Below are 8,001 nucleotides of genomic sequence, written 5' to 3'. Positions count from 1 at the left end.
ATGCTCATGAAGAACATGGTCACGAAGTAGATGCTCATGAAGAACATGATCACGAAGCAGAAGGGGCTTCTAACACGGCATTAACACTGCTTAACTTTGTAAAAATAGCGCTATATAGCGCGCCTATGTTACTGTTTGCTTACTTATTAAGTGCGCTGATGCATTATTTTAAACCTAAGTTTTCTATTATGCCGATGCAGGGTAGTCAACATTTTTTCAAAGATAGCTTGAAAGGGGTTGTGTATGGATTACCTCTGCCTGTTTGTTCTCCGAGTGCCAGTAAAATGCATCAACAGTTATTGGGGTTAGGCGCAAATCAGACCTTTGCCACTGCTTTTTTAATTGCTACGCCCATTATTGGTTTTGATGCTCTGCTGATCTCACTGCCTTTATTAGGTGAGCAGATGTTGTTATTACGTCTTGGTTTAGCGGCTGTTTTTGCACTTTCGATTGCGTGGCTATTAGGGCGACATTTTAAAGCCACTATCTCTTCAATTACAGTGCATAGTTGTTCTGGTGGTAAGCCCACATCACGCTTTATTACTGCGATTAAACAGGGTTATCAGCATCAATTAGATCATACTGCGCCGTGGGTTTTATTAGGCTGGGCATTAGCAGCAACATTGTCTACAACACCTGCATGGTCGTTCTTTGATCAAGCATTATGGTTACAAGTGTTAGTGATGCTGGTGATTGCTTTTCCTTTTGCACTTTGTGCTACAGGTATTACGCCAGTGCTTGCCGTTTTATTAATGGCGGGCTTATCACCGGGGGCTGCCATTGCCTTCTTTTTGATTGCACCAACAATTAGTTTAGAGTTGCTTAAAACATTGAAACAGCAACAGGGATTCTTTGCTGCCATGAGTCTTGCTATGTTGATGTTAGTGGGAGCGTTCTTAATGGGATTACTGTTAAACCAATATATTGAGGTAATATCATTGACATGGCTTGAGCAAAGCATTGAAAATTACAGCCTCTGGCAAATGGTCAGCCTTGCTATTATTCTTCTTTTATATTTTAGCTCTCTTCTACGGCGTGGCGCGCGTGATTTTATCGCAGAGCTTGTGCCTAAAAGCTTTTTAAAGCACCACCATCACTAGAGAGATTGCTTTTCATGCACTACGCTTTGATTAATAAGTGAGATTAATTAAAGCGAGGCTTGAATATGAAAAAGTTGTATTGGATCCTAATTGCTATCGCAATTTCCGTTGCACTTGCAGAAGGGTATGCGTTATACAACATACCTAAAGCGGTTACCATTAATGGACAGTTACATTATGAATATTCTATAGAAGTTGAACCCAGTACTATTTTCAAATTAAGCTTAGAATCTCGCGCTCAAGGGGAAACGAAATTTGCTATTTTGGCTGCTTCTGAGGGCAGTGATTTTAGTAATTTCCCCCAATTATTTAAGTTACCCGTTTTAACTAACTCATTGTCTGATGTGGGTATTTATCAACTACGTGTACAGGTAATTAATAACCATAACGTTTTATATGTAAATAAAGGGTTGTTGCCGTTAACCCGTGCTGACCTTTCTCAGCCACTCACCATTGAGATGCAAATCCCCCCCAAACCACGTAAAAAAATAATGATTGCTAAAATAATGACACCAACGCCAAGGGTGATAGAAATTATTACCGCGACTCCCTCACCGGTACCAGAGCCTGTCAAATTAGATATTCAAAACTTACTCGGAAATAAGTTCTGGGTATTACAAACGAAGCAGAGAAGTAAAGCACATCTGAGTTTTGATATGGAAAAAAATTATGCTTTTGGTAGTGGAGGTTGTAATAAATTCCAAGGTAGCTATCAAATTGAAGAGGGCACCATTATGTTTAATCAATTTATCTCATCATCGAAATATTGTGCTGGACTGATGGAGGTAGAAAAATATTTCTTGGCGGCACTGCCTAAAGTGAAAAAATGGCAGGTTAAAGAAGAGGGAAAAGCGTTGTATCTTTATGGTGAAGATAAAACGCTACTGTTGCAGTTTATGGTGAAATAGGTCGGTAAAAACCGACCATGAACAGTCATTTATGCGAAGCGTTCATTTAAGTAAGTACTAATTGCAGATGATTCATACATCCAACTCACTTTATTATTTTCTTCGATGCGTAAACAAGGTACTTGAACTTTACCACCTTGCGAGGCAAGTAGTTGTTTATTATCAGCTAGTTTTGCATCTACAGTAACAATGTTGAGACCATTACGGCGAATATCTCGACGTACTTTTACACAAAATGGACAGGCCGCATATTGATAAAGCTGCAGAGATTTAGTTTGTGCATCAACTGCCGCTTGCTCAGTTGCTTTGCGCTGTAATTTTTTAGGGCTGAAAATAAAGTTAAGCAGCAAAATGAGTCGACCTAAGATCCAACGAATGATAAACATCTGAACTTCCTTTGTGAGTGTTATAAAATTGTTGCATAGTGTAACGGATATAATGCTATTAAGCCCCCAAAAAGAGTCAAAAATGGATAAAATAGAAAGCCCTTGTGTGGGCAATTGTTGTTTAAGCAGAGAAAGTGTATGTATCGGCTGTTTACGTAGTTTGGAGGAGATAAAAGAGTGGGGGCAAGCAACGAAAAAGAGAAGAAGCGAGATATTGCAACGTATTAAAGCGGATTCTCAGTGAGTTTGTGATCCACTTACTAGAGGTTAAGGTTCGTTTTTTTTAACATAATTAATATGAACAGTGGGTTATCGGAATTAGTCGTCGTTAAAAAGCCACTGTCATTGTTGTTTTAGTCATCATCTGGCATGAGACAATAAGACGTATTATGTTTTCTGTAGGTATAGATTTTTCCAGTTTACACTGTTGATTTTCGGGTTGATTGATAACTTGTATGATTAAATTTTTGTGTGTTGTGGTCTGTATTGCCAAAGTAAATCGTTCGTAAGGGGAGAGGCTAAGATAATTATCTTTTATTTTAAGTATCACATTACCCTCTAAACCAATCACCTTTCCTTGTATTTTAATTTCGTTGTATTGGTTTTTAGCTAGATTACTTGCTTGAGCCCAATGCCAGGTGATTGAAAGTAGCATTGTGATACCCAGAATAATGTATTTCATCTATCATTCCTCCGATTTTCAGTCAAATTACTCGGGTAGTTTTGCTAATAAAGAGAGCTGAGTCTGCACTTTTTTTAATTGAAATTGGCTAAATACTAAAATTCCGTTCTCTCGTAATAATTTAGTTGTTACTCCTTGGCCATCAATCAGCATGTTAGAAAAACTCCCATCATAAATTTTTGAACTACCACAAGAGGGGCTTCTTTCCGTTAAGATGGCAAGTTTTATATTATGTTGTAGTGCAATGGCTAATGTTTTCTCTGCACCTTGCATAAAAGAATCTGTGACATCTTCATTTTGTTGGGTTTGAATACGTTTGTTTATTTGTATTTCCGCCGCTGGACGTGGTGTGGGTAACCCCCCTAATACTTCAGGGCATACGGGTAATATTATCCCTTGTAATAGCCACTGGTTGATGAGTGGGCTGTGGTAGGTTTTGACTTTTGCATCATAACGAACTCGCTGACCTAATAGGCAGGCACTTATTATAATTTTGTAACAAGAATCATTCATTTTGTAATCCAATTGTCGGTAAAATGTAATTTTATAACGAGAAGGTGTTATAAAATCGTCAACAACCACATTACTAGTGTGGTTTTGTTGCGCATCTGTTACCCAGTTGTGGTTGATTTTTACCCATTCGTGACCTATTTGTTGCACTTGTGTAACAGTAATTGATATCTATCAATGTAATTTTATTACATTTTGGTAATCTGCGCTTAATTAAAAAATAGTTATTTAATGAGGGATATATGAGTAAGCAAAAATTAGTAATCATTGGTAATGGGATGGTTGGCCACCGTTTTATTGAAGACTTTATTGAAAAAGCCGATCTGGAGCAATTTGAAATTACTGCATTTTGTGAAGAGCCACGTGTTGCTTATGATCGTGTTCATCTCTCCTCATATTTCTCTCATCATACCGCAGATGAACTCTCTTTAGTTAAAGAGGGGTTTTATGAAAAACACAATATTAATGTATTAATTGGTGAGCGTGCACTGACCATTAATCGCCAAGAAAAAGTAATTCATTCGCAAACGGGTCGTGCGGTTTATTACGATAAATTGATCATGGCAACAGGTTCATATCCTTGGGTACCTTCCATTAAAGGTAATGAAAGCAAAGACTGTTTTGTTTATCGTACCATTGAAGACCTTAATGCCATTGAAGCAACAGCACGTCGCAGTAAAAATGGTGTGGTTGTTGGTGGTGGTTTATTAGGGTTAGAAGCCGCTGGTGCACTAAAAGCGTTAGGTGTTGAAACACATGTGATTGAATTTGCACCTGTATTGATGGCTGAACAGCTTGATCAGCAGGGTGGTCAAATGCTACGTAATAAAATCGAAAGCATTGGCGTGAAAGTACACACGGGTAAAAACACCCAAGAGATCGTGGTCGGTGGCGAAAGTGCACGTAATACCATGAAGTTTGCTGATGGCACTGAACTTGAGGTCGATTTTATCGTCTTCTCAACAGGTATTCGCCCACAAGACAAACTGGCTAAACAGTGTGGTTTAGCAACGGGTCGCCGTGGTGGTATCACCATCGATAACCAGTGTAAAACCTCTGATCCCGATATCTACGCGATTGGTGAATGTGCTTCTTGGAATGACAAGTTCTTTGGTTTAGTGGCGCCGGGTTACAACATGGCGAAAGTTGCTGTGGATAACATTTTAGGGCGTGATAACGAGTTCACAGGCGCAGATATGAGCGCAAAACTTAAGCTGCTTGGTGTTGATGTTGGTAGTATTGGTGACGCTAATGGTCGTACTCCTAACTGTAAAAGTTATGTTTACCTCGATGAAAATAGTTCTGTCTATAAACGTATTATTGTATCCGAAGATGGTAAACGTCTATTAGGTGCCGTGCTGGTGGGTGATACTGAAAGTTACAGCGATCTATTACAATATACATTAAATGATATTGAACTACCTAAACACCCAGATTCACTTATCTTACCTGCACATGCTGGTGGCGAAAAAGTCGGCCTAGGGGTAGATGCACTGCCAGAAACGGCGCAGGTTTGTTCGTGTTTTGATGTTAAAAAATCGGATATTGCCGATGCGGTTGCTGCCGGTCATTGCACAATTGGTGCGATTAAAGCGGAAACCGGCGCAGGTACCGGCTGTGGTGGTTGTATTCCATTAATCACGCAAGTGTTAAACTCTGAATTAGCCAAGCAAGGTGTGGAAGTTAAAAATCACCTTTGTGAACATTTTGAATATTCTCGTCAAGAATTGTTCCACCTTATTCGTATTGAAGGCATTAAAACCTTTAAAGACCTATTAGTTAAATATGGTCAAGGCTATGGCTGTGAAATCTGTAAACCAACCGTTGGTTCAATCCTTGCGTCGTGCTGGAGTGAATATATTCTTTCGCCAGAAAACAATGGCCTGCAAGATACTAATGATATTTTCTTAGGAAATATGCAAAAAGATGGTACTTACTCGGTTATTCCGCGTATGCCCGGCGGCGAAGTGACACCCAAGGGGTTGATGGCTGTTGCAAATGTTGCACAACAATATGAGTTATATACCAAAGTGACTGGCGCACAGCGTATCGGTTTGTTTGGTGCTCATAAAGGTGACTTGCCGGATATCTGGAAGCAACTGATTGATGCGGGTTTTGAAACTGGCCATGCCTACGGTAAATCATTACGTATGGTAAAAACCTGTGTCGGTAGTACTTGGTGTCGTTTTGGTGTGCAAGACAGTGTTGGTTTTGGTGTTGAACTAGAGAACCGTTATAAAGGTTTACGTACACCACATAAAATCAAGTTTGGTGTCTCTGGTTGTACCCGTGAGTGTGCAGAAGCTCAAGGTAAAGATGTGGGTCTTATTGCAACAGATAAAGGTTGGAACTTATATGTTTGTGGTAATGGGGGTATGAAACCGAAACACGGCGAGCTACTTGCTGTGGACTTAGATAACGAAACATTAGTGAGATACCTTGATCGCTTTATGATGTTCTATGTACGCACTGCAGATAAACTAACGCGTACGTCAGTGTGGTTACAAAACTTAGAAGGTGGCATTGAATACCTTAAAGAAGTTATTATTAATAACAAACTCGGTATCAACGAGCAACTAGAAAAAGAGATGGCCGATGCAATCGATAGTTATCAATGTGAGTGGACCAAAACATTATCAGACGACAAGCAGTTAGCGCGTTTTGCTCACTTCATTAATAGTGATGAGCACGATGATAATGTAGTATTTACCCCTGAACGAGCACAAAAACGTCCCGCATTTTTAGACGAAAAAACACCCACTTATAATATCTCTCTGGAGGAAGTGTAATGAGTAAATGGATTAAAGTATGTGAATTAGATAATATTTACCCATCTACAGGTGTATGTGCATTAGTTGATGGTAAACAAGTTGCTATTTTCCGTCCAAGTGAAGAAAATAAAGTCTATGCCATTAATAATATGGACCCCTTTGCCCGCTCAAACGTATTGTCTCGTGGTGTTATCTGTGAGCATCAACAGCAGTTATGGGTTGCTTCACCGCTTAAGAAACAGCGCTTTAACTTAATTGATGGTTCATGTTTAGAAAACAGTGAAGTCTCCGTAGAAACTTACCAAGCACGTATTACCGATGGCCAAGTTGAAATCCATCTGTAAAAGATAGAGATTTAATAGCTTAAAAGTTTCTTACTTATTTCATTTCTTAGAGTAAGTAGGAAGCCTTTCACTATTCAATTTTAATTTTAACTTTAACCTTAAGGGACGTATTTATGTCTTACAATAAACCTGCTGATTTCGTACAAACTATGATCGATGTCGGCGAAGCCAAAGTAAAAACGGGCACTCGAGATCTTATTCTACGTGGCACCATGGCGGGCATTATTTTGTCGCTTGCTGTTGTTGTTGCAATCACTGCCATTACACAAACGGGTAGTGGCCTTGTTGGTGCACTGGTTTTCCCTGTTGGTTTTTGTATTTTAAGCCTAATGGGTTTTGACCTGGTAACCGGTGTATTTGGTTTAGCGCCACTGGCTAAATTTGATAATCGTCCTGGTGTTACCTGGGGCCGTGTTTTTCGTTGTTGGGGACTGGTTGGCTTAGGTAACTTTATTGGCTCATTGATTGTGGCCTACTTGATTGCAATTTCATTGACCATGAACTTCTCAATCGATCCAAATGCAGTGGCACAGAAGTTTATCGCAGTATCCACTGCGCGTACTGTTGGTTTTGAAAATCTAGGTGCCGATGGCTGGATCACCGTTTTTGTTCGCGCTATATTTTGTAACCTAATGGTGTGTTTAGGTGTTATTGGTGGCATGACCGCGCGCTCTGTTGCTGGAAAAGTGGTGGCAATGTGGTTGCCTATTTTTATCTTCTTTGTTTTAGTATTCGAGCATACAGTAGTCAATATGTTCCTATTTCCACTGGGTATGATTTTAGGTGCTGACTTTGGTATTGCAACTTGGTTGAACTTCAACCTTATCCCAACCATTCTAGGTAATATCGTTGGTGGTCTATTATTAGCGACTATTCCTCTTTATCTAACGCATAAAAAAACGGCGGCTCCTTTGGGTGAAGTCCAAGAACAAAAAGTGACGACGACTGAAGCGGTATTAAACGCTAAGGAATCGTTACAAAATAACTTGCGATAAATTGTTTCCAAAAAGCCTTAAGGAATCGTTACAAAATAACTTGCGATAAATTGTTTCTAAAAAGCCTTAAATGACTGGCTATTTTAAAAACAAAATCGCAAGTAATGTTGAAGCCAATTATAAATGACTGGCTATTTTAAAAGCAAAATCGCAAGTAATATTGAAGCCAATTATAAATGACTGGCTATTTTAAAAACAAAATCGCAAGTAATGTTGAAGCCAATCCTAAGTAACTTTTTACAAGTGATAAAACGATTGAGCCTCGTGTGTAAACACGGGGCTTTTTTATTTATATAACAGTATGT

9 protein-coding genes are annotated in these 8,001 nt (G+C 39.2%); 6 read left to right on the top strand and 3 right to left on the bottom strand.

Features of this window, described 5'->3' with window-relative positions; all coding sequences use genetic code 11:
- Together G322_RS0115485 and G322_RS21040 are read left to right on the top strand one after the other, a co-directional pair.
- Positions 1–1,100: permease (locus G322_RS0115485; protein ID WP_022942647.1), on the top strand; the 1,100-nt coding region annotated here is incomplete at its 5' end.
- A 65-nt stretch (positions 1,101–1,165) separates the two neighbouring features.
- Complete coding sequence (locus G322_RS21040; RefSeq protein ID WP_022942646.1) at positions 1,166–2,008, top strand: META domain-containing protein; 843 nt, start codon at positions 1,166–1,168, stop codon at positions 2,006–2,008.
- A gap of 29 nt (positions 2,009–2,037) precedes the next feature.
- On the opposite strand, the gene G322_RS0115475 is transcribed toward G322_RS21040, so the two are convergent.
- Positions 2,038–2,394, bottom strand: coding sequence for a glutathione S-transferase N-terminal domain-containing protein (locus G322_RS0115475; RefSeq protein ID WP_022942645.1), 357 nt, complete (start codon positions 2,392–2,394; stop codon positions 2,038–2,040).
- A gap of 82 nt (positions 2,395–2,476) precedes the next feature.
- Here G322_RS0115475 and G322_RS22940 point away from each other — a divergent pair, with 82 nt between their 5' ends.
- A complete protein-coding gene (locus G322_RS22940) occupies positions 2,477–2,638 on the top strand; it encodes a DUF1289 domain-containing protein (RefSeq protein WP_022942644.1) in 162 nt (53 codons plus the stop codon).
- Positions 2,639–2,722: 84 nt separating this feature from the next.
- Here G322_RS22940 and G322_RS0115465 read toward each other — a convergent pair whose 3' ends face one another.
- Complete coding sequence (locus tag G322_RS0115465) at positions 2,723–3,076, bottom strand: hypothetical protein (protein WP_022942643.1); 354 nt, start codon at positions 3,074–3,076, stop codon at positions 2,723–2,725.
- A 27-nt stretch (positions 3,077–3,103) separates the two neighbouring features.
- Positions 3,104–3,589: a 2-thiouracil desulfurase family protein gene (locus G322_RS0115460; protein WP_022942642.1), complete on the bottom strand. Its 486-nt coding sequence runs from the start codon at positions 3,587–3,589 to the stop codon at positions 3,104–3,106.
- Between the two features lie 239 nt (positions 3,590–3,828).
- Here G322_RS0115460 and nirB point away from each other — a divergent pair, with 239 nt between their 5' ends.
- From nirB to G322_RS0115445, 3 genes are all read left to right on the top strand, one after another.
- Complete coding sequence (gene nirB / locus G322_RS0115455; protein WP_022942641.1) at positions 3,829–6,375, top strand: nitrite reductase large subunit NirB; 2,547 nt, start codon at positions 3,829–3,831, stop codon at positions 6,373–6,375.
- On the top strand, positions 6,375–6,701 hold the full coding sequence (gene nirD, locus G322_RS0115450; RefSeq protein WP_022942640.1) for a nitrite reductase small subunit NirD: 327 nt from the start codon (positions 6,375–6,377) through the stop codon (positions 6,699–6,701). Before nirB ends, nirD begins: the two co-directional genes overlap by 1 nt.
- A gap of 113 nt (positions 6,702–6,814) precedes the next feature.
- The gene (locus G322_RS0115445; protein ID WP_022942639.1) at positions 6,815–7,696 is read left to right on the top strand and encodes a formate/nitrite transporter family protein; all 882 of its coding nucleotides are present in this window, start codon (positions 6,815–6,817) and stop codon (positions 7,694–7,696) included.
- The last annotated feature ends 305 nt before the right edge of the window (positions 7,697–8,001 follow it).

It is taken from the genome of Psychromonas hadalis ATCC BAA-638 (genome assembly GCF_000420245.1).
Taxonomy (GTDB): Bacteria; Pseudomonadota; Gammaproteobacteria; order Enterobacterales; family Psychromonadaceae; genus Psychromonas; species Psychromonas hadalis.
This window is presented reverse-complemented; position numbering and strand designations above follow the sequence as displayed.

What these genes read in the sequence shown, in the direction of transcription:
- nirD (WP_022942640.1), top strand. Translation starts at nt 6,375, where the DNA reads ATGAGTAAATGGATTAAAGTATGTGAATTAGATAATATTTACCCATCT.
- G322_RS0115445 (WP_022942639.1), top strand. Translation starts at nt 6,815, where the DNA reads ATGTCTTACAATAAACCTGCTGATTTCGTACAAACTATGATCGATGTC.
- G322_RS0115465 (WP_022942643.1), bottom strand. Translation starts at nt 3,076, where the DNA reads ATGAAATACATTATTCTGGGTATCACAATGCTACTTTCAATCACCTGG.
- G322_RS0115475 (WP_022942645.1), bottom strand. Translation starts at nt 2,394, where the DNA reads ATGTTTATCATTCGTTGGATCTTAGGTCGACTCATTTTGCTGCTTAAC.
- G322_RS21040 (WP_022942646.1), top strand. Translation starts at nt 1,166, where the DNA reads ATGAAAAAGTTGTATTGGATCCTAATTGCTATCGCAATTTCCGTTGCA.
- G322_RS0115460 (WP_022942642.1), bottom strand. Translation starts at nt 3,589, where the DNA reads ATGAATGATTCTTGTTACAAAATTATAATAAGTGCCTGCCTATTAGGT.
- G322_RS22940 (WP_022942644.1), top strand. Translation starts at nt 2,477, where the DNA reads ATGGATAAAATAGAAAGCCCTTGTGTGGGCAATTGTTGTTTAAGCAGA.
- nirB (WP_022942641.1), top strand. Translation starts at nt 3,829, where the DNA reads ATGAGTAAGCAAAAATTAGTAATCATTGGTAATGGGATGGTTGGCCAC.